The organism is Vibrio sp. YT-15 (genome assembly GCF_033337445.1).
Classification (GTDB): domain Bacteria; phylum Pseudomonadota; class Gammaproteobacteria; order Enterobacterales; family Vibrionaceae; genus Vibrio; species Vibrio alginolyticus.
Genome location: NZ_JAWOQR010000003.1, coordinates 65232 through 84641, shown reverse-complemented (window position 1 = coordinate 84641; position 19410 = coordinate 65232). Strand labels below are relative to the sequence as shown.

At 43.4% G+C, this 19410-nt stretch carries 17 protein-coding genes; 10 read left to right on the top strand and 7 right to left on the bottom strand.

Annotated features, from left to right (window positions below; genetic code table 11):
- The first annotated feature begins 18 nt into the window (after positions 1-18).
- The 3 genes from aat to infA all read left to right on the top strand — a co-directional run bounded on the left by aat (position 19) and on the right by infA (position 1724).
- Positions 19-726 carry a leucyl/phenylalanyl-tRNA--protein transferase gene (aat, locus tag R7D93_RS07370; protein ID WP_137281834.1) on the top strand — a complete coding sequence of 236 codons (708 nt, stop codon included), beginning with the start codon at positions 19-21 and terminating at the stop codon, positions 724-726.
- Complete coding sequence (locus R7D93_RS07365) at positions 723-1424, top strand: arginyltransferase (protein WP_005378346.1); 702 nt, start codon at positions 723-725, stop codon at positions 1422-1424. The genes aat and R7D93_RS07365 overlap by 4 nt, the downstream gene beginning before the upstream one ends.
- Before the next feature lie 81 nt (positions 1425-1505).
- Positions 1506-1724 carry a translation initiation factor IF-1 gene (infA, locus tag R7D93_RS07360; RefSeq protein WP_001040192.1) on the top strand — a complete coding sequence of 73 codons (219 nt, stop codon included), beginning with the start codon at positions 1506-1508 and terminating at the stop codon, positions 1722-1724.
- A gap of 134 nt (positions 1725-1858) precedes the next feature.
- Here the strand turns inward: infA and clpA are convergent, their stop codons facing one another.
- Positions 1859-4126: an ATP-dependent Clp protease ATP-binding subunit ClpA gene (gene clpA / locus R7D93_RS07355; RefSeq protein WP_005387879.1), complete on the bottom strand. Its 2268-nt coding sequence runs from the start codon at positions 4124-4126 to the stop codon at positions 1859-1861.
- A 50-nt stretch (positions 4127-4176) separates the two neighbouring features.
- A complete protein-coding gene (gene clpS, locus R7D93_RS07350) occupies positions 4177-4497 on the bottom strand; it encodes an ATP-dependent Clp protease adapter ClpS (RefSeq protein ID WP_005378419.1) in 321 nt (106 codons plus the stop codon).
- Positions 4498-5201: 704 nt separating this feature from the next.
- On the opposite strand from clpS, the gene cspD reads away from it, so the two are divergent.
- Entirely contained in the window at positions 5202-5420 is a 219-nt protein-coding gene (cspD, locus tag R7D93_RS07345) for a cold shock domain-containing protein CspD (protein WP_005378407.1), read from the top strand.
- Between the two features lie 183 nt (positions 5421-5603).
- On the opposite strand, the gene R7D93_RS07340 is transcribed toward cspD, so the two are convergent.
- Positions 5604-7829, bottom strand: coding sequence for an NADP-dependent isocitrate dehydrogenase (locus tag R7D93_RS07340; RefSeq protein WP_005378404.1), 2226 nt, complete (start codon positions 7827-7829; stop codon positions 5604-5606).
- Positions 7830-8140: 311 nt separating this feature from the next.
- Here R7D93_RS07340 and R7D93_RS07335 point away from each other — a divergent pair, with 311 nt between their 5' ends.
- Positions 8141-8842, top strand: a complete 702-nt coding sequence (locus tag R7D93_RS07335) for a pseudouridine synthase (RefSeq protein ID WP_042522115.1) — start codon at positions 8141-8143, stop codon at positions 8840-8842.
- A gap of 85 nt (positions 8843-8927) precedes the next feature.
- On the opposite strand, the gene R7D93_RS07330 is transcribed toward R7D93_RS07335, so the two are convergent.
- Together R7D93_RS07330 and R7D93_RS07325 are read right to left on the bottom strand one after the other, a co-directional pair.
- Entirely contained in the window at positions 8928-9605 is a 678-nt protein-coding gene (locus R7D93_RS07330) for a DUF2057 family protein (protein WP_017820027.1), read from the bottom strand.
- 76 nt (positions 9606-9681) lie between these two features.
- Positions 9682-10761 (bottom strand): porin, encoded by a 1080-nt coding sequence (locus R7D93_RS07325; protein ID WP_005378424.1) that lies wholly within the window; start codon positions 10759-10761, stop codon positions 9682-9684.
- A 516-nt stretch (positions 10762-11277) separates the two neighbouring features.
- Here R7D93_RS07325 and dinG point away from each other — a divergent pair.
- From dinG to xthA, 5 genes are all read left to right on the top strand, one after another.
- Complete coding sequence (dinG, locus tag R7D93_RS07320) at positions 11278-13353, top strand: ATP-dependent DNA helicase DinG (protein WP_158156106.1); 2076 nt, start codon at positions 11278-11280, stop codon at positions 13351-13353.
- A 14-nt stretch (positions 13354-13367) separates the two neighbouring features.
- A complete protein-coding gene (locus R7D93_RS07315) occupies positions 13368-14153 on the top strand; it encodes a sulfite exporter TauE/SafE family protein (RefSeq protein ID WP_138940022.1) in 786 nt (261 codons plus the stop codon).
- A complete protein-coding gene (locus R7D93_RS07310) occupies positions 14150-14695 on the top strand; it encodes a primosomal replication protein (protein ID WP_017820026.1) in 546 nt (181 codons plus the stop codon). The genes R7D93_RS07315 and R7D93_RS07310 overlap by 4 nt, the downstream gene beginning before the upstream one ends.
- Positions 14695-14859, top strand: coding sequence for a pleiotropic regulatory protein RsmS (rsmS, locus tag R7D93_RS07305; protein WP_005378432.1), 165 nt, complete (start codon positions 14695-14697; stop codon positions 14857-14859). The genes R7D93_RS07310 and rsmS overlap by 1 nt, the downstream gene beginning before the upstream one ends.
- A gap of 94 nt (positions 14860-14953) precedes the next feature.
- Entirely contained in the window at positions 14954-15760 is an 807-nt protein-coding gene (xthA, locus tag R7D93_RS07300) for an exodeoxyribonuclease III (protein WP_005378433.1), read from the top strand.
- Between the two features lie 92 nt (positions 15761-15852).
- Here xthA and R7D93_RS07295 read toward each other — a convergent pair whose 3' ends face one another.
- Entirely contained in the window at positions 15853-18576 is a 2724-nt protein-coding gene (locus R7D93_RS07295) for an ImpA family metalloprotease (protein ID WP_225495519.1), read from the bottom strand.
- A 154-nt stretch (positions 18577-18730) separates the two neighbouring features.
- Positions 18731-19408, bottom strand: coding sequence for an ABC transporter permease (locus R7D93_RS07290; RefSeq protein ID WP_053349436.1), 678 nt, complete (start codon positions 19406-19408; stop codon positions 18731-18733).
- Positions 19409-19410 lie beyond the last annotated feature (2 nt).

Sequence of the window (19410 nt, the reverse complement as noted above, 5' to 3'; positions counted from 1 at the left end):
TGTTGGTAACGACTTCTTATGGCTATTTATTTAACTGAACTCGATGAAACGTTCAACTTTCCCTCACCCTATAAAGCACTCAGCGACCCCAATGGTTTGCTGGCTTTTGGTGGTGACTTAAACCCCATGAGAATCCTCAATGGTTACTATCAAGGCATTTTCCCTTGGTATGGTCCTGGTGAACCTATTTTATGGTGGAGCCCTTCTCCGCGCGCTGTGTTTGACCCATTGCAGTTTAAGCCATCTAAAAGTCTCAAAAAATTTCAGCGTAAACATAACTATAAAGTAACACTCAATTTCGCGACAGAAGAAGTGATTAGACTATGTTCTTCAACACGCCCTGCAGAGGAAACATGGCTCAACGAGGAAATGCAAACTTCCTACATTGAGTTAGCCAAACTTGGTCACTGTCACTCTGTAGAAGTATGGCATGACAACAACCTGATTGGCGGACTATATGGCATCTGCGTGGGCCAACTTTTTTGCGGGGAGTCGATGTTTAGCCTAAAAGATAACGCATCCAAAATTGCATTGTGGTACTTATGCAACCATTTGGCGTCAAAGCAAGGTCAATTAATCGATTGCCAAGTTATGAATTCTCACTTGGCATCACTTGGCGCATTTGAACTTGAGCGTGACGAATTTATGCAAAAACTACTATCTTTAAGAGAAAAGCAAACACTATTTGATACCTATCAGCCCCAAGTTTTGCAGGATTCAGTATGAGTACGGATATACAACATATTCGAATAGGGTTGACGAATAATCACCCTTGTAGTTATTTGCCTGAACGGCAAGAGCGGGTTGCGGTGGCGCTTGATGAAAGGCTGCATACTGAAGAAAATTACCAGTTGCTCATGGCTAACGGTTTTCGTCGTAGCGGAGATACCATATATAAACCGCATTGCGAGCATTGCACCGCTTGCCAGCCAATTCGAGTCTCGATTCCAGACGTTAGATTATCAAAAAGTCAGAAGAGGCTGCTTAATAAAGCACAGTCTTTACGCTGGGAAATGAAACCTGAAATGGATGAGGAATGGTTTGAGCTTTACAGTCGGTACATCTGCAAACGGCATAAAAACGGCACTATGTACCCACCAAAGCGTGATGAGTTTGCTCGATTTGCTCAAACTAGCTGGCTGACAACGTCGTTTTTACACATTTACGATGAATCAGATCAATTGCTCGCCATTGCGGTGACAGATTTGATGCCACAATGCTCGAGTGCTTTTTATACTTTCTTTGACCCTGACTACGAGTTATCTCTTGGCACGTTAGCAGTGCTTTATCAAATTAAATACTGCCAAGAAAACAAACAACAGTGGCTATATTTGGGATATCAGATTGATGAGTGCCCAGCAATGAGCTACAAAACACGCTTTCAACGCCACCAAAGGCTAGTAAATCAGCGTTGGCGAGGGTAGAATACGCCTCAACTTTACATAATTACTATTTAGCGGCAGAATATAGCCCGCTAATATTGCCTAATTTCTAAAGAGGATTAAATGGCTAAAGAAGACGTAATCGAGATGCAAGGCACTGTCCTTGACACTCTACCAAACACTATGTTCCGTGTTGAACTTGAAAACGGTCACGTTGTGACTGCTCACATCTCTGGCAAGATGCGTAAGAACTACATCCGTATCCTAACGGGTGACAAAGTAACTGTAGAGATGACTCCATACGACCTGTCAAAAGGCCGCATCGTCTTCCGCGCTCGTTAATCTCTGATTTTCGGATGCAATAAAAAACGGAGCAAGCTGCTCCGTTTTTTATTGCACAATTTTTTCCGATTTAATTCAGATAAAAAAAGCGTACGATCTTCTCGTACGCTTTTGCGTTTGTTACCGACTAACGATTAATGCATCGCTGTCTCTTTCTCACTTAAGTATTCAAACTCAAGCGTATCGTTGACCAGCGTTACCTTCACTGTACCGCCGTCAACTAAAGATCCAAACAACAGTTCGTTAGCCAAAGGCTTCTTAAGCTGTTCTTGGATAACACGCCCCATTGGGCGAGCCCCCATAGCTTTGTCATAACCTTTATGTGCTAACCAATGGCGAGCGTCTTGCGATACTTCCATTGAAACGCCTCTCGCATCAAGTTGCACTTGCAGTTCAACAATGAACTTATCAACCACTTGATGGATAACGCTTTCATCAAGGCTGTTAAACCAGATGATGTTATCAAGACGGTTACGGAACTCAGGAGTAAACACCTTCTTAATTTCCGCCATTGCATCGTGACTATTGTCTTGTTGAATCAAACCAATTGATTTCTTCTCGGTTTCCGCCACACCTGCGTTAGTTGTCATAACAAGAATGACATTACGGAAGTCTGCTTTGCGACCATTGTTGTCCGTTAGCGTACCGTTATCCATGACTTGCAACAACAGGTTAAAGATATCAGGGTGCGCTTTTTCAATCTCATCAAGTAATACGACTGAATGTGGGTGCTTAATAACAGCATCGGTTAGCAAACCACCTTGGTCATAACCGACATAACCAGGAGGCGCACCAATTAAGCGACTTACGGAGTGACGCTCACCATACTCAGACATATCAAAACGAAGTAGTTCGATACCTAGAAGCTTAGATAACTGCACCGTCACCTCTGTTTTACCAACCCCTGTTGGGCCTGCAAACAAGAATGAACCAACAGGTTTGTTGTCTACACCTAAACCTGCACGTGTCAGCTTGATCGCCTCGGATAATGCATCAATCGCATTATCTTGACCGAATACCAACATCTTCATTTTGCTATCTAAGTTTTTCAAAATGTCTTTATCTGAAGAAGAAACCGACTTCTCTGGAATTCGCGCCATTTTGGCAACCATTGATTCGATATCAGCCACTCCGACCGTTTTTTTACGACGGCTTGCAGGAGCAAGACGACTACGAGCACCAGCTTCATCAATGACATCAATGGCCTTATCTGGTAGATGGCGTTCATTAATGTATTTAGCCGACAGTTCTACCGCGGCACGCAGTGCTTTATTGGTATAACGTACTTCATGGTGAGCTTCGTACTTCGGCTTCAAGCCCATCAAGATTTTAGTTGTATCATCCAATGAGGGCTCTACAACGTCTATCTTTTGGAAGCGGCGAGACAACGCACGCTCTTTCTCGAAAATGTTGCTGTATTCTTGGTATGTCGTCGAACCAATACAACGCAACTTACCGCTACTTAAAAGAGGCTTAATAAGATTTGCTGCATCGACTTGACCACCAGATGCCGCGCCTGCACCGATGATGGTATGTATTTCATCGATGAACAAAATGGCATCTTCTTCTTTTTCAAGTTGTTTCAAAATCGCCTTGAAGCGCTTTTCAAAATCACCGCGGTATTTGGTACCAGCGAGCAAAGAGCCAATATCTAGTGAATAAATCACGCTGTTTTGAATAACCTCAGGGACCTGCCCTTCGACAATTCTCCATGCAAGACCTTCCGCTATGGCTGTTTTACCAACCCCTGCCTCACCCACTAGTAGTGGATTATTCTTGCGGCGTCGACAAAGTACCTGAATAGTGCGCTCTAACTCTTTATCACGTCCAATGAGTGGGTCGATGTTTCCATCTTTAGCGACTTGATTAAGATTCGTCGCAAAGCTTTCTAGGCGTTCTTCAGAATTAGGCTCTTCAACACTTTCTGAGCTAAACGAGTCTGATGATGAATCCTCACCTGCACCTGATGCTTTAGTAATACCGTGGGAGATGAAGTTAACAATATCTAATCGGGAGATGTCATTTTTCTTCAGTAAGTAAGCGGCATGCGACTCTTGTTCACTGAAGATAGCAACAAGCACGTTGGCGCCTGTTACTTCATTACGACCAGACGACTGTACATGAAAGACGGCGCGTTGTAGTACACGTTGAAAACTCAAAGTCGGCTGCGTTTCACGCGTCTCATCACTATCTGGGATAAGAGGCGTAGTTTGATCGATGAAAATATCGAGTTCGTTGCGTAAAGCGTCAAGATCCGCCTTACAAGCTAGAAGGGCTTCCTTAGCTGCATCATTTTCCAACAATGCAAGTAGGAGGTGTTCGACAGTCATAAACTCGTGGCGTTTATCTCGCGCCCGAGCAAATGCACCGTTAAGGCTTGACTCTAGTTCTTTATTTAGCATAAGTACCTCCCGAAAAAACAACTGGGGTTGTTCGAGCAAGTCTTCTTTGTTTACGCTTGCTCCATAGTGCAAAGTAGCGGATGTTCATTTTCCCTTGCGTACATCGTAACTTGCGCTACTTTTGTTTCGGCAATTTCTGCGCTGTATGTGCCGCAGATTGCCTTTCCTTCATAGTGGACCTGAAGCATGATTTGAGTTGCTTTATCAATATCATGTGAGAAAAATCGCTCAAGCACCTCTATGACGAAATCCATAGGTGTATAGTCATCATTATTGAGTACGACATTGTACAGCTTAGGTGGCTGGACTTTCGTACTTTCTCGCTCCAGAAGATCAGAGTCCGGAGTGACCCATTCAAAATTTTTACTCATGGCAATCTAAAGATATCGTATCAAAGGGTTGATGTTTTCGACCTATAAAAACAATCTACCACAAGCGTGCAGCGCGGTGTAGTGAGTTATGGCACCGAATTCGATCTTTGAACGATAAAAGTTGCTACCTAATATAGAGACTAATGCACGTCTTGATACGGCGCAAATAAAAGATGCTTGTCGATAAGTTACACATTTTTTCTTATAAAAGAACTTTCTATTTATTGCTTTCGGACTATTGCAAACCACCCCATCATCTTCTATCTGGATCACACTTCCTCATTGAGAATACGGTAATTATCACGAAAACTTCATTTTTTATTCAGTCAGAGGATTCTTCTCCCATAAGCAACACGGACAGTATGGCTTTTTCAGTATGAGCCACTTCATAGGCAAATTGACTAAACTTCTGCGTATATACGAAAAACTGTTTGCAAATTTGTTAATCTCAAAAGTGATTTGTTTTCAATTATGTTTCTGTTTGTTGCTCACTGCTATTGACTGTCGAAATTCATTGACTACAGTGGAAAGTGTCGATGCATAAATCATCATTTTGAAACCTCTCTTCTTTAAGTGGTTTGATGAATGTGACTTATCATTGATTTGACGTTTGTTGGCATTCGCTGACAATGGTAGTACCAAGTTAAAGGTATAACTTGGTTGCAGTAACAACATCAGTAAAAAATGCATGAGGGATGTAAAGCATGGCTACAGGTACAGTAAAGTGGTTTAACAATGCCAAAGGATTTGGGTTTATTTGTTCAGATGAAGAAGAGGGAGATATCTTTGCCCACTACTCAACTATCCAGATGGACGGTTATCGTACACTGAAAGCAGGCCAACAAGTCTCTTACGAGATTGAAAAAGGTCCCAAAGGCTGTCACGCGAGTAGCGTCGTGCCTCTTGAAGGCCAAGCCAAATAATTAGAGCGCTGTCGAAATATAAAAATATTGCTCTCGAAACGCCACGTTGATGTTTTGAAGAGAAAAATAAACCCGCCAAGATAGCGGGTTTCTTACTATTTAGAGCACGTGTTACAAAAGGAACACTTACAACGCACTTACAGGATAGGAAACACGCCGAAAACGACGTGTTTTTACACTAACTTACTTGTTAATGATTGCGTTAAAGGTTTCGCTTGGACGCATCAATTTAGAAACCAATGCATCGTCTAGTAAGTAGTAACCTCCTAGCTCACCTTTCACGCCTTGCGCATTATTTAGCTCAGCAACGATCGTTTCTTCCTGCTCTGACAGCGCTTTTGCAATTGGTGCAAATTCAGCAGCAAGATCCGCATCATCCGTTTGCTCTGAAAGCGCTTTCGCCCAGTAAAGTGCAAGATAGAAGTGGCTTCCACGGTTATCTAGCTCACCCACTTTACGTGACGGAGATTTGTTGGTGTCTAAAAACTCACCGGTCGCTTTATCTAGTGTATCTGCGAGAACCTGAGCCTTAGGATTGTTTGTCGCTACACTTAAATGCTCTAACGAAGCTGCAAGCGCTAGGAACTCGCCCAAAGAATCCCAACGAAGGTGATTCTCTTTTTCTACTTGTTGAACGTGCTTAGGAGCAGAACCACCAGCGCCTGTTTCAAATAGACCACCACCATTCATCAATGGAACAATAGATAGCATCTTAGCAGACGTACCTAACTCGAGAATTGGGAACAAGTCTGTTAGGTAGTCACGAAGAACATTACCTGTAACAGAGATAGTATCTAGGCCCGCTTTCATACGCTCTAGTGAGTACTTACAAGCTTCAACAGGAGATAGGATCTTAATCTCTAGACCGTCAGTATCGTGATCTGGTAGGTAGGCGTTTACTTTCTTGATGAGCTCAGCATCGTGCGCGCGGTTTTCATCTAGCCAGAATACAGCTGGAACACCTGTTGCACGTGCGCGAGTCACTGCTAGTTTAACCCAATCTTGGATTGGTGCGTCTTTAACCTGACACATACGGAAGATATCACCTTCTTCAACCGCTTGCTCTAACAGTACGTTACCTGAAGCATCAACAACGCGAACAGTACCCGCAGCGTCTAGAATGAATGTCTTGTCGTGAGAACCATACTCTTCAGCTTTCTGAGCCATTAGACCAACGTTAGGTACGCTACCCATAGTGGTTGGATCAAATGCGCCGTGCTCTTTACAGAAATCAATAACCGCTTGGTAAATACCTGCGTAGCTACGATCTGGAATCATCGCTTTGGTGTCTTTTTGTTTACCATCTGGTCCCCACATTTGACCCGAAGAGCGAAGCATTGCTGGCATAGAAGCATCTACAATAATGTCACTTGGTACATGTAAGTTTGTGATACCACGATCAGAGTCAACCATCGCAAGTTCTGGTTGAGTTTGGTAAACCGCTTGAATGGCCGCTTCAATTTCTGCTTTTTGCGCTTCAGGTAGAGACTCAATTTTTGAGTAAACATCACCGATGCCATTGTTTACATCAACACCTAGCTCTTCAAACAGCTTACCGTACTTATCGAAAACGTCTTTGTAGTAAACTTTTACGGCATGGCCGAAAATGACAGGGTCAGAAACTTTCATCATCGTCGCTTTCATATGAAGAGACAGCAGCACGTCTTGTGCTTTCGCTTCAGCAATCTCTTTCTCGAAAAATTCAACCAACGCCTTCTTCTTCATTACTGAAGTATCAATGACTTCTTTATCTAGTAATGGGAACGCAGACTTAAGCTCTTTAACTGTACCATCATTACCGACAAACTCGATTTTGACCTCTGTTGCACCAGAGATAGTTGTAGACTTTTCGCTACCAAAGAAGTCATTGTCTGACATGCTCGCAACATGGGACTTAGATTCTGCTGACCATGCACCCATTGAGTGTGGGTTTTTCTTCGCGTAGTTCTTAACCGAAGTCGGAGCACGACGGTCTGAGTTACCTTCACGAAGTACTGGGTTAACCGCACTACCTTTGATTTTGTCGTAAGCCGCTTTAATCGCTTTCTCTTCGTACGTGCTCGGCTCTTCTGGGTAGTTTGGTAAATCGTAACCTTTCGCCTGAAGCTCTTTAATCGCCGCTTTAAGCTGAGGAACTGAAGCTGAAATGTTAGGTAGCTTGATGATATTTGCTTCTGGAGTTTGAGCTAGTTCACCAAGCTCAGTCAACGCATCGCCAATGCGCTGTTCTTCTTTTAGATGCTCTGGGAAGTTAGCGATAATTCGACCTGCTAGTGAAATATCACGAGTATCTACATTGATGCCAGACGATGCTGTGAATGATTGAATGATTGGTAGTAATGAATAAGTTGCTAGCGCCGGCGCTTCATCAGTGATGGTGTAGATAATTGTAGGTTTTTCTGTAGGCATGAAATTTCCCTATTTTTTAATCAACTTGTTGGCTGATCAACTCAGCGTCTGAGTTGGTTTAATTGACGCATTGCTGCGCGTTAGCAGTACATGTCTCCTCACTAACGCCACATGCGGTTCGCACTCTTTGTTGTAGTTTGAAGCTCTAAGCTCTGAATCCATGAGTGCACTGATATAATTAAACAAATAACACGAATTAGTCTATCATTCTGTGCGCGTTTGTTAGTTTTAGGCGCGCAAATCATATCCGATCATGAGAAAACTTAAAACTTTCAAACACAGTTCATTTACATTTTTGCAGGGTAGTTAACATGTCATCTCGTACAGGTCAGGAAAAAGGTCGCAGTCGTAACCAGTCTAAAACGGGCCATTTTAAACACTCAGGAGCTCGCAATGGCTCGAAGACTCGTACTCAGCAAGACCGCCGCCCTAATCGCCCAACAAAGAGCCAAAAGCCAAAAGTGCCCCCTAAAGATCGTAAAGTCATTATTTTCAATAAGCCTTACGATACGCTCAGTCAATTTACCGATGGCGATGGTCGCAAAACGTTAGCGGACTATATCCCGATCAAAAATGTCTATGCGGCTGGCCGATTGGACCGAGACAGCGAAGGTTTAATGGTACTCACTAACGATGGCATCTTGCAGGCGAAGCTAACGCAGCCAAAGTCAAAATCGCCGAAGACTTATTGGGTTCAAGTCGATGGCGCTCCTCAGGAGCAAGATCTTGAAAAATTGAGAAAGGGAGTAGAGCTAAAAGATGGTATGACTCTACCAGCCGAAGTTGAAGTTATTCCAGAACCACAAGTCTGGGACAGAACGCCTCCTGTTCGTTTTCGAGCAAATATCCCTACAACTTGGTTAGCCATTACCATTATTGAAGGAAGAAATCGTCAGGTGCGTCGCATGACTGCGCACATTGGCTTCCCTACCTTGCGCCTCATTCGTCATTCGATGGGTGATATCGTCCTTAACGACCTAATGCCTGGTGAATGGAGAGAAATCTCTCTCTAATAAGCAGAAAAGATAAAAGCAGGCTTAAAGCCTGCTTTTTAGATTCGTACTTTTTCAGTTAAGCCCTATCTAATGAACTAAGGGATTACTGCTCAGCAAGCCAGTTTTTAAAGGCCTCTTTTTCCGCCGGAGACGCTTTCTGGTACATCGTCTTTAATACATCAACCATTGGGCTGTCGTTCGATGCGGCTGTTGAACGGGTATCACTAGTCTCAACTCGAGGCTCGATATCACTTACTGATTGTTGATGCTGATTCACAGTTACATAGCTAACAGCAACACTCGCGATACCGCCAGCAATATTGTAGTTACGAGTTTCTTGAGGGTAATTACGACCAATTTGAACACCATCTGACTCTAATACATCTTCGACCAAAGCAATAGGTTGGCCTTTGGTATCCAGTAATTGCCAATCTAGAGGCGAGATGTTGTTTTGCGCTTGGCGAAGAGTTTTAAACTCTGGCAGTTCAAACGTTAGCTTTTCGTTTTCAGCATCAAATTTAGCAACGATTACATCACTGTAAACCGTCTTAAGGTTTTCGTTAATTTCGAATGTAGGTTGATATTTGAAGACAATTTGATTCGTTCCGTCAGGTAGTTCGATTGTCTTCTCACTAGAAAAAAGACCACCTTCTAGATCTGGCTTCTCCATGTTGACGGCCAATAACTTCACGTCTTCTGGAACCACTAAAGTCGTTGCAGCGTAGAGGTTTGTACTGGCAAAAATAGACAGTGCCATTGCCACTTTTAATGATAACTGCATAGAATTTTTCATCCTTATCTTCATAGTAAAAGACCCAGCATATAGCTGGGTCTTACAATATCAAACTGGGTATTGATTACCAGTAGAAACGAGCACCAACACCGAAGTTAGTTGCGTCGTCTGTGTCTTTGTTGTCGAAGTCAGTACCTTCGAAAGTGTAACCCGCTTCTGCGAATACACGTGCCCATTTAGAGAACTTGTATTCAACACCAGCGTAGAACCAAGAAGAGTCTGCGTCTACTTTACCTGCTTCGTCAGTAGACTGAGCTAGGTACTCGTAACCAGAGTATAGAGTTGTTTTAGGAGCGACAGCGAACATACCAGCTACAACGATGTAGTGTGAATCAACTGTTGATTTACCTAGCTTATCTTCGTTTTCGTTGTAGTAGTACGTAGCACCTAGAGTGTGCTCGTTTAGTGCGTACTCAGCAGTTACTTCAAAAGATAGGTTTTCGTTATCAGTACGCTCTGTGTGAGAAACTGTTTGCTCTACACCATTAAGAACTAGTTTTTTCTCTTTAGTTACGTTGATGTCGTTGTTCGCAGTAAGTACACCAGCGTGTAGAGATAGGTCGTTGAAAGATTTACCAACGAATACTTCTAGTACTTCTTCGTTAGAATCTTTTTCGCCTAGCGCGTAACCAGCTTTTAGCCAGAACGCGTCATTTTCGTAAGCGTATTTGATTTGAGAATCGTTGTTCCAAGCGTGACCGTATGCAGTTTCCGCTGCGTTACCACCGAAGAAGTAAGAGTAATCTGCGAAGTATACGTCATCAGCCCAAGTACCTTCTTTACCGAAGCGAAGAGTACCCATATCACCCATATCAAAACCGATGATGTGGCGACGTACGTATACAGAGTCATCTGTACGCTCGCTTGAATCAGCACCTGCGTCGTAGTTGTCACCTAGAGCAACACCGATTTCAACTTCACCCAGAACTTTTAGGCTTTCGTCAACAACGTAAACCGCGTTCACACCAGTACGAGAAGAGCTAGTGTTTAGCTCTGCTGTGTGATCAGTTTTTTCTGTGAATAGAAGAGTTGGACGTAGCTGACCGTAGAAATCTACAGAACCTTCTTCAGATTTGAATACTTCAGCTGCGTTCACTGAAGTTGCAGACGCAACTACAGCTAGTGCTAATAGAGTTTTTTTCATAATTAATCCACTGCCTTTTCTTAGTTCGGGATATCCTTGTCCGGTTCCCTTTTTTTATATGTTTGAGGTAGAGCGTTAACAAAACGTTATACAGCACCTCCTCAAAATCTGGAGCTAAGAGTGCAAAAGATTATTCTGGCTGTCAAATTTTCTAAATACCAATGTAAAAAAAAACAAAATACCATTATAAAACAACAACTTGATAAGTTTACCTTTATTTATTCGACGAACATCTAACCAATCTCCATTATTATTTGTAATTTACAAAATTATTAACAAATGGTTTTTTAATCCAATAAGTAAATTTAAAACAACAAAAAAAAGAATAAAAACCCACAAATCAGACCAAGTTGGAGTTTTATATTTTTCATATAATGAAATTAATTTCATTAAGATAAGGTTCAATATTTTTTTGTGAAGGAGATCTACATTCCTTATAAAAGCATTCCGTTTTGTGAACTACTGTACAACTAGTGATGTGTGCTACTATTCGCCTCCAACGCATTTGAGGCCCGTATGCTGACCAGTAACATTCAAAAATCGATTCGTAATAGCTATCAAAACCTTCAAGATCAACTTGATAACTTTGTGCCTAGAAGAGCACAAAACTACCTTGTTGCAGAGATTGCAAAAACGCTGTGCGGTCAGTATCACAAATCTAACCGAATACTCGTTGCAGAAGCAGGGACTGGAATTGGTAAATCGCTCTCCTATCTAATGGCGACCATTCCCGTGGCTGTACATAACAATAGAAAAGTGGTTATCTCAACGGCGACCGTCGCTCTGCAAGAGCAGCTCATAAATAAAGACCTCCCTCTTTTTCGTCGGATTACCGACCGAGAGTTTTCTTTTATTTTGGCAAAAGGCCGTCAACGCTATTGTTGCGCTGAAAAGCTCGCTACTGCTAGCGGTGCTGATGGTGGCCAGTTAGCCATGTTTGAAACCAAACCTAAGCAAAAAGATATAGAGCTGTTAGAAACAATGCATCGCTCTCTTGCGCAAGGTAAATGGGACGGTGACCGTGATTCTTGGCCTAAACCCATCGACGATAAGCTTTGGCAACTGATTGTCAGTGATAAACACAGTTGCAATAACAGTTTACCAGGCCACCGCGGCTGCCCATTCCAAAAAGCGCGCTCAGAGTTGGATAAAAACGATGTCATCATTGCTAACCACTCTCTCGTCATGGCAGACGCAGATTTAGGTGGCGGCGTGATTTTACCTGAGCCAGAAAATACAATATACGTCTTCGACGAGGCACATCACTTACCTCACGTCGCTCGTGACCATGCTTCAGCATCTGCGAGTTTAAAAGGCGCGGCAGCATGGCTTGAGAAGTTAAATCAGTCGATTAGTAAGTTTTCATCACTCGCAGACGAGAAACGCGTAGCTCGATTTCGCAACGACCTTCAAGACGCGGTTCAGAACTTGATACCGGCACTGACTCAATTGCCCAAACAGTTCGACCCAGCTCAATTTGAAGAGGGTATCTACCGCTTCGAACACGGTGAACTACCTGAGTGGTTAGAGAACCAATCCAAAGAACTAAAACAGTTCAGTAAAAAAGCAAATCAGAGTGTGGCAAAAATTGCCGACCTTATTGCGGAAAGAGTAAAAGACGGGGAGCTTGCGACAAGGTTGGCTGAACCAGCGCTTGCAGAGCTCGGTTTCTACATTCAAAGGTTAGAAAACCTAGCGCAAGTATGGCATTTAATGGCTGAACCAGCTCGTGAAAAAGGTGCGCCTTTAGCTCGCTGGTTAGAAACCCACCCTGATCGCGAGGGTGATTTCATTGTGAGTGTTTCGCCACTTGAAATTGGATGGCAACTCGACCAACAGATTTGGAGCAGATGTATTGGCGCCATTTTGGTTTCCGCAACGATGCGTGCATTAAACTCCTTCCATTACTTTTGCCATCAGGTTGGTATTGATGGAAAACCAGAATCAGGCACACAGTTTTTAGCGCTTGCGTCACCATTCGATTACCAAAACCAGGCAGAATTACTCATCCCTGCGATGAAATATGAACCACCAGCGCCTCAATTTACTGAATATCTTATTGAGATCTTGCCTAAGTACTTGGAAGACAAGAAAGCCAACTTAGCATTATTCTCATCCTATTGGCAGATGAACCAAGTCGCGAAGGCACTCTCTTCGGAGTTCATAAAAAAAGGCTGGGCGTTGCAAGTTCAAGGTGAAAGCTCACGTCAAGAAATTCTAAAAAAACATAAAAAGTTAATAGAATCAAATAAAACCAGCATCTTATTTGGTACTGGCAGTTTCTCTGAGGGGCTAGACTTACCTGGCGAATTACTTGAAAACTTGGTGATTACAAAAATTCCATTTGGCGTTCCAACCTCCCCTGTTGAGCAGGCTCATTCCGAATACATTGAGAAAAAAGGAGGAAACCCGTTTATGCAAATAACTGTACCTGACGCAAGCAAAAAGCTGATCCAGAGCGTAGGTCGCTTACTGCGTAAAGAGAGAGATTCTGGTAGAGTAACGATTCTTGATCGACGCCTAGTCACTAAGCGATACGGACAAGCCTTAATCGACTCACTACCTCCATTTAAACGTAAAATAGAATATTAGAAGAATCACCATTTATGGAAATGATTGAGCCAACCATGCTGTTGGTGTTGGCGCTTGTCGCTTTTGTCGCTGGATTTATTGATGCAGTTGCCGGTGGTGGTGGCATGCTTACCGTACCTGCTCTACTGTCGCTGGGCTTGCCGCCTCATATTGCACTAGGCACCAATAAACTTGCCGCTACCTTTGCTTCTTCTACTGCGGCATTTACGTACTACAAAAAACGTCTATTCAAGCCTCAATGCTGGAGGCGTGCATTCGTGGCGACACTCGTCGGAGCGACATTAGGTACGCTATTTGTAGATGCGATTAGTACGGATTGGCTGGAAAAAGGATTGCCACTTGTTATTTTGGCGGCAGCGTTGTATACCGTTTTTCATAAAACGCCCCACTCTGCTCATCAAAGTCCAATCCCCGAGCCTTGCCCAAAACTTCATAAAAAACAGTACATACAAGGCTTATCAATCGGATTCTACGACGGACTCGCTGGGCCTGGAACTGGGGCTTTTTGGACAGTAAGTTCAATGGCGCTGTACCGGCTGAATATCTTGCTCGCCTCTGGCTTAGCAAAAGCAATGAACTTTACAAGTAACTTTACCTCTTTGATCACTTTTGCATTCCTCGGACACATCAACTGGGTGCTAGGCTTAACAATGGGAGTATGTTTAATGGCTGGTGCTTTTGTTGGCGCGCACTCCGCTATTAGATTTGGTTCTAAATTCATTCGTCCTGTATTTGTTACTGTCGTCAGCATACTAGCTATTAAATTGGCTTATGACGCATGGTTTGTAGGTTTGTCATGAACATTTCTCAACTCCAGGAAAATCTAGAACAAATGGCGAAGCAAGCCGCTGTTCTTGACCGTCAAAGAGGCGAACATCATGTTCCGCTTTTTGATGAGCGTTTATTTGGTTGCCGCTCTCGCTTACTTACTCCTTGCGTAAAAGAAGCAAAAGCCACGCTGGGTGCGATTGTGCGTGAGCAAAATGAAGGTAAGCTCACCGCTTTGCGTGCTGAGTACCTCACTGAACGGTTAGTGGCGCAAATCGGTGCGATTCAACGCGAGATTTCTACCACTAAAATTCGTAAGAATGAAATCAAACATAGCAGCCATTTCCGTAAGCCTATCAACGTGCTTTATCAGGAGCTCGCTCAACATCAAGAGTGGGCAAGACGCTTGCGCGAGATGGTGTTAGAAAAAGAACGTGCTGTCGAAAGCGCTCCTAGTTTTATGCGTGCCGACGCTCAAAAAGTATTACTAGCAACCGAGCAACGTTTAGCGCGTTGTGAAACAGCACTTCTTAAGCTAGAGAACCAAATTACACATAGGGAAAAACATCAATAATGGCTGATCAACCAACCTCGCCTTTAGATGACGCACCTGAAGAGATCAAACTGGCTGTCGATTTAATCTATTTGCTTGAGAGCAATGAGATAGATCCAGAAGTTGCGCTTAACGCTTTAAAGATCGTGCAAAACGACTTAGAAAACAAATTAAAAGCAAAGTAGCTCAGAGCGTTTCACTCCTTTCACCGAGACTCGTTTTCAGTGCTCTTACACAATGATACTATTCATAAAAAGTACGCCCCAAAAAGGATAAATAATGAAAGTAATCAGCTTTAACATCAATGGACTACGTGCGCGACTGCACCAGCTCCAAGCGCTAATCGACAAACACCAACCTGATGTGATTGGTCTTCAGGAAATTAAAGTTCACGATGAAGCATTCCCGATTGAAGCTGTCGAAGCCATGGGCTACAAAGTGTATTTTCATGGTCAAAAAGCACATTACGGCGTAGCAATGCTTTGTAAGCAAGAGCCTCTACACGTACAAAAAGGGTTCCCGACGGATAACGAGGAACATCAAAAGCGCATGATCATGGCAACGTTTTTAAATGAAAACGGCGAAAAGGTCACTGTGCTAAACGGCTATTTCCCTCAAGGGGATAACATCAGCCACGAAACCAAATTCCCATACAAGCGCCAATTCTATAAAGATCTGATGACCTACCTAAACGATCATCACAATAACGACGAGCAATTGATTGTTATGGGTGACATCAACATCAGCCCTATTGATGCAGATATCGGTATCGGCGAACCAAACCGTAAACGTTGGCTAAAAACAGGTAAATGTTCATTCCAACCTGAAGAGCGCGAATGGTTGAAAACCTTACTAGACTGGGGCTTTGTGGACACCTTCCGTAAGCTATACCCAGAGGTGAACGATCAATTTTCGTGGTTTGACTACCGTTCTCGCGGTTTTGATGATAACCGTGGCCTACGAATTGATGTCATTTTGGCAACCCCTTCTCTAGCGGAAAAATGTATTGAATCTGGTATCGACTATGAGCTTCGTGGTATCGAGAAGCCTTCAGATCACGCACCAATCTGGTCAACATTTAAGTAATATATTGCAAAGCTATAAGCGAGACTCAACGCTAAGCTTAGTCCAATAAAAAGGGAGACTCAGTCTCCCTTTTCATACAAATTACCAGTTAATCACTGATTCAGCGGCCAAACCGTTTGACCATCAATAGTTATCGGTGTTTGAGCAAATTCGTTCAGACAGTAGCCTGTATTACTACTTGCAAAGTAAGTGAGCGGCATCGGCGGTAGATTCAGCGCCACAACCTGCTGTTTCGCTTTTTCTGTGAACGAGAACCCCCACATATCGAGATAGTTAGTCATATCTCGCTGAGAAATGTAGCTCAGAGCAATAAGCAACCAGTCGTTGTTCGAGATGCTATTTGCTTCTTCCCGAGAGTAGTTGGCGAAACCAATACTCAATCGTCTCTCATCCCAAAGCGCATCGTCCGATTTTAAGCGGTTAAACTCACGTTCAATCAGGTGCAAGCGCGCCAATAAATGCCAACCATTTTTAAGCACACCTTCATGCTGCGCCGCCATCATCATTTGAATGTAAACACGAGCGCCCCAACTCCAACTGGTTTGATTTTGCGCTGCCATGTATGCGTTTGGATCCGCTTGAGTTCGGCTAGCTTGCAATAATTCAAACTGGCCTTTGAAATCCAAGCTTTGGCAGGTTGAAACTTTCCCCGTATTCTGGAAGAAACGAGACTTACTGTAATACGAGTAGTAATTGGTCGTTGAATGCCCTTCCCAGCCTGAAAATCGGAATCGACCTTTTTCTAAACCATGACCAAGCTCATGTAAATCACCGTGACCGAGTGGGCTGAATGACCAATAAGCATCGTAAGGGTTACCCGAACAACCATAACCACACGTCGCTTGGTCAGCGTTCATGTGCTTCACTATATCAATATTGGCGATTTCCCAACCTTGGTTTTGGGCGTATTGAATAATTTCAGGCACTTCATCTATGCCCGGCCCTTGGAAACCTGCCAGCACATGCGGGTAGTTGTGAACATATTCTTCTGTTGCAAGCGCCATTTCCGAAGGGGTAGACCACATTTCATCGTTGACCGACTCCAACATTTTGTCGCGCTTTGAGTGTACTTCAAACCCAGGAGTGATCAGCTCAGCCCAATCGAATAAATTGGCTTCTAACTGTTGAATAAAAGCGTCGTTGTCCTTCTCACTTCTCCAAACTGGATGCTGTGCCACATGATTAAATTTCAGTTCAACCGGAACATCATTTTTGTCAAAGTGAACCTGTACTGGACCACCATAAGGAGAAGTCAGCGTGATGGTTTCACCCGGCTTCACTTCATAGCCGAATGAAGTCAGCAGTTTTGGTCGCGTGTATCCATCTTTGCTGAACTCATGAGTTGCACCACTTCTTAAAGTGTTGATGACAATCTTAGTCGCCACATCATTGCTGTCATTACGTTTAACCGTAAAGGTTTCCCCAGGAAGCGCATACACACCAGCCGAACGGAAGTTACGCTTTGATTCCATATTAATCGTTGCACTGATTCTCTTTATGTCAGGGCTAAACTCACTACGGCTGAAGTTCCCCATATTTGGTTGTTTTGGGTTTACGCTTCGGCTGTTGTATTGCACGTAATCGGCAAAGTACGACTTTAGGAATTCGGTCGTTTGGGTTGATTGTTTGTCCATCGGGAAGACAACCGTTTGACGATAATGATCAGCCAGCAATACCATGAGTTTTTCGTATTGGTAGCCGTTTTGATTAAACAAATCTACTTTTTGTTCATCAAGCTTTTGCAACCAATGGCGAATGCTGTTTGCCCCTGCATAAAATTGACTGTCCATATTCGCAGTGTCAGGGCAGGATTTGTCATCACACTTTGACAAGTCAACGTTGAAATTTTGAGATTCAAAACGAGACAACAGCGCTTGTTGTGTGATGACAGAGTCCGGCACAACGTTCATCAACGATGAAGGTTCCCAGTCGACCAAGCCTAACTTACGCCAATAGTTATCTCCCACATAATCAACATGGAATTTTTCCAAAATGTCTTGGCCAAGATCAGTTAGTCCTCCATCCCAATGCAGGTATAGAACAGGAATTTGGGCTTGCTCAGCGTATTCCAAAGCTTCGAGTACTGGTTTGTTGGTATCTCCAGATTGCAGATGCTGTGACAAGATCAATAAGTTTGGAGTATTGGTTTGCAAGCAGCTAAGTAGCTTCGAACCATCGCATAGGTTGGCCTCGTTAAACGCCAACTCTTGTGAAACATTGTCTTTCAGCCAATTCCGAGTCGCTTGCTCATCCGGAAAGTAATAAGACTGATCCATTTGCGCGATGACGACGTTTGAAGTAACTCCGCCCGACAACCAAGTGACCAGGTTACTTAACCATTTCGTCATCGCTGCGTTGGAAGAGTCGGGAAAACGTTGTGCCGTTCTAAATGGGTTACTACCTAATAGTGCGTAACGTTGACCATTAGACTTTTCCCCGGCAACGCCAATTGACAGAGCTTGATCTTTGTAACCGCTTGCCATGGCCTTATTGGTCATCAAGATGGTGTCGTTGAAGCCATACTGAGGTGCCAAGATCGCGGCATCATGGGTTGGATCCCAATAAAGACCTGAAAGGTTTTTCGCAATTGCAGACTTGATCGTATTCGACTGCATCTTGTGAGCTTCCACAACCTGATGACTTTTACGAATGAAATCGCTCGGGTCAGAAACGAGCAGTGCATTACCAGTTTCCAGAGCTTGTTGAACTGGAGCTGGCGTTGGTTTTGCTTGAGCATTAGGTTGTGATTCTCTCTCTCCCCCACCACATCCTGTGGCTAAGGCGGCAATGCCCAACGATAGAATTGTTTTTTTCATTTTTACTTACTAAACAATGAGTTTACCGAATGTTAATGTAAGTTAATGAATAATAAGAAAGAGTCTTTTACATCGGCTGGAAAAATAGGAATGAAGATAACAAAATTATCAAAAGCAATAGCACCCATTCCGGTGCTATTACCTCTATTGATAATTAGCTTAAAGGACGTAGATAAGCTAAGAAACGCTTCTCTGCCACTTTGAAACACCACAAGATCATAAACGTCAGTGCCATGTAGAACAGCCCCGCCGTCAGGAAAGACTCAAATGGTGCATAGTAGCGCGAGTTAACTAGACGCGCAGCACCAGTTAAATCCATGATGGTAACGATGCCCGCGACTGCACTTCCGTGCAGCATAAATATGACCTCGTTTGAATAAGCTGGTAATGCTCGACGCAATGCACTCGGCAAGATAATACGTCTATATGTCATAAACTTACTCATGCCATATGCTTTCGCAGCTTCCACCTCACCTTTCGGCAAACCATTAATCGCACCACGAATAATTTCTGCGGTGTAAGCCGATGTATTCAGAATAAAAGCGACCAAAGCACAGAACCAAGCGTTCTCCCACAAGGTATCTTTCACAGGGAAAAACTGATCCATGCCGTAGTAAATCAAATACAGCTGAACCAATAGCGGCGTTCCACGGAAAAAGTAAATGAATCCCCAAGAAGGTAAGCTTAGAGCGTAATTGGTACTATTGCGTGCCACGGCTAATGGGATAGAGACAAACAAGCCAATAACCAACGCTAATCCCACTAACCAAACTGTTGTCCAAAGTCCCTGAAGATAAGTTGGAAAGCTTTCAATAATCAAAGAAAAGTCCATAA